Annotated in this window: 1 protein-coding gene; it reads right to left on the minus strand. The window is 72.9% G+C overall.

Translation table 11 applies throughout. The features are described 5' to 3' along the window. A partial coding sequence (locus G3N92_RS33055) for a beta-ketoacyl synthase N-terminal-like domain-containing protein (RefSeq protein WP_241015181.1) occupies positions 1 to 2,405 on the minus strand: 2,405 nt, incomplete at both ends.

A 2,405-nucleotide genomic window follows, 5' to 3' on the forward strand; every position in this document is an offset into this window, starting at 1 on the left:
TGCCGGCAACGCCTCCTCGATCACGACGTGCGCGTTGGCGCCGCCGAAACCGAAGCTGCTCACCCCCGCCCGGCGCGGCCGTTCCCGGCCGGCCGCGTCGACGCCGCGCGGCCACGGCTGGCGGCGGCGCACGAGATAGAACGGGCTGTCCTGCAATTCGATATAGGGATTGACCTCGTCGCAGTGCAAGCTCGCCGGCAATTCGCCGTGGCGCATCGCCATCAGCACCTTGAGCACGCCGGCCAGGCCGGCCGCCGCCTCGAGATGCCCGATGTTCGACTTGACCGAACCGAGCCCGATGAACGGCGGCGTGGCCGCCCGGCCGCCCAGCAGCGCGCGGTAGGCGATGCGCAGGCCGTTGATCTCCACCGGATCGCCGAGGCTGGTTCCGGTGCCGTGGGTTTCGATGTAGTCGATCTCGCCGGCCGCGAGGCCGGCCATCGCGCGCTGCACCAGTTCGGCCTGCGCATTGGCGTTCGGCGCGGTCAGCGAACCGGCGTGGCCGCCGTGATTCTCGGCGCCGCCGGCGAGCACGCCGACGATACGGTCGCCGTCGCGGCGCGCGGCCTCCAGCGGCTTGAGCAGCAGCACCACCACGCCCTCGCCGCGCACGTAGCCGTCGGCATCCTTGCCGAACGTCTTGCAGCGGCCGGCGGGGCTCAGCATGCCGGCCTGATCGGGGCCGGTGAACCCTTCGAGGCTCAACGCCAGGTTCACGCCGCCCACCAGCGCCGCGCCGCAGCGGCCGGCGCGCAGCGCATCGGCCGCGCGCAACAGCGCGACCAGCGAGCTGGAGCAGGCGGTATCGACCGACTGGCTCGGGCCATGCCAATCGAAACAGTGCGAAATGCGATTCGCGACCATCGCCAGCGAATTGCCGGTGGCCGCGAAGCCGTCGAATTCCACGCCGTGCTGCTGCAGCAGGCTCGCGTAATCGTGCCCGGTGACGCCGACGAACACGCCGGTGTCGCGCGGCAACTCGGCGGCGCGATAGCCGGCGTCCTCGAGTGCGCGCCAGGCCGTCTCCAGCATCAGCCGCTGCTGCGGATCGAGCCGCTCGGCCTCCTTCGGCGAAATCCGGAAATGGGCGGCGTCGAACCGGTCGATGTCGTCGATGAAACCGCCCTGCATCGGGAAGCCGGCCGCCAGCAGGCGGGCCCGATAGGCCTCGCCGTAACGCTCGAGCGGCAGCGGGCCGACCAGATCGCGGCCGGCGCACAGGTGGGCGAAGAACGCTTCGGCATCCTCCGCGCCCGGCAGGCGCGCCGCCATGCCGACGATCGCGATGCGCGTGTCGGCGCCGGACGGTTCGCCGGACTGCAAGGCCGGCGCGGCGGCCGGCGCATCGGACGTGGCGTGCAGGGCCGCCGGGGCGGCTTCGATCGACGCCGCCGGACGCGCGCCGTGGCGCGCGATCAGGTGCGCCGCCAACGCGTCGGCGTGCTCGCATTCGAAGAAGATCGCCGGGGTCAGCGTGCTGCCATAGCGCGCGTTGATCTCGTTGGCGAAGCGCGTCAGCGAGATCGAATCGAATCCGAGATCGTAGAAAGCGGCCCGGGCGTTGATCTCCGCCAGCGGGAACTTGAGAATGCCGGCGGCCAGATCGCGCAGCTCGGCAAGCAGACGCTCGCGCTCGGTGGGGGCGTCGGCCGGGGCCTGGGCCCAGGCCGGAACCGAGGTCAGGGCCGGAGCCGGAGCCGCCGCCGTGGCCGTCGAAGCCTGAACCGGCATGCGCGCCGGCAAGGCCGCCGCCGCATGCGCGGCAACCGCGGCCGGCTGCGTGGCCGGTTGCGAGGCCGATTGGGCAGCAACTTCCACCGCCGCTTGCGTGAACGGTTGCACCGCCGCGCCCGCATACGGCGCGGGCGCAACCGCCCGCGCGAACCCGTCGATCGAGTCGAGCGGCGCGAACCGCTCGGGCGCGCACAGCCGCAGTTCGGACCACGCGGCCACCGTGTCGCCGCGTGCATCGAGGAACGACAGGTCGCAGACCTGCTCAACCCCGCCCGCCGGCATGCGCGGGCGCACCAGCAGGTAGGCGACCTCGGCATCGGGGCAGATCGCGGGCACGTCGAGCGTCGCGATCGTCTCGATCGCCCACTGCCCGGCCTCCGGCACCGCCAGCAGCAGCGCCTGAAACGCGGCGCCGAGCAGCGCGGCCGGCATGGTCTGGTTGCGCTTGAAACTATCTTGTTGCGGCGGCGCGGCGCGCAGCGCGCACAGCAGCCCGCCGTCGCGCAGCCAATGCGCGCGCTCCAGCACCTCGAGGAACGGCCCGAAGCCGGCGCCTTGCGCCGCGAGTTGCGGATAGAGCGCGTCGCGCGTCTGCGTCCGCACGGCGGCGTCGATCAACTCCGCCGCCAGCGCGGCCGCCTGCCGCGGCAGGCCCGCCGCCGTCTCGCCCC

Source organism: Burkholderia sp. Ac-20379, from assembly GCF_017104645.1.
Lineage (GTDB): Bacteria > Pseudomonadota > Gammaproteobacteria > Burkholderiales > Burkholderiaceae > Burkholderia.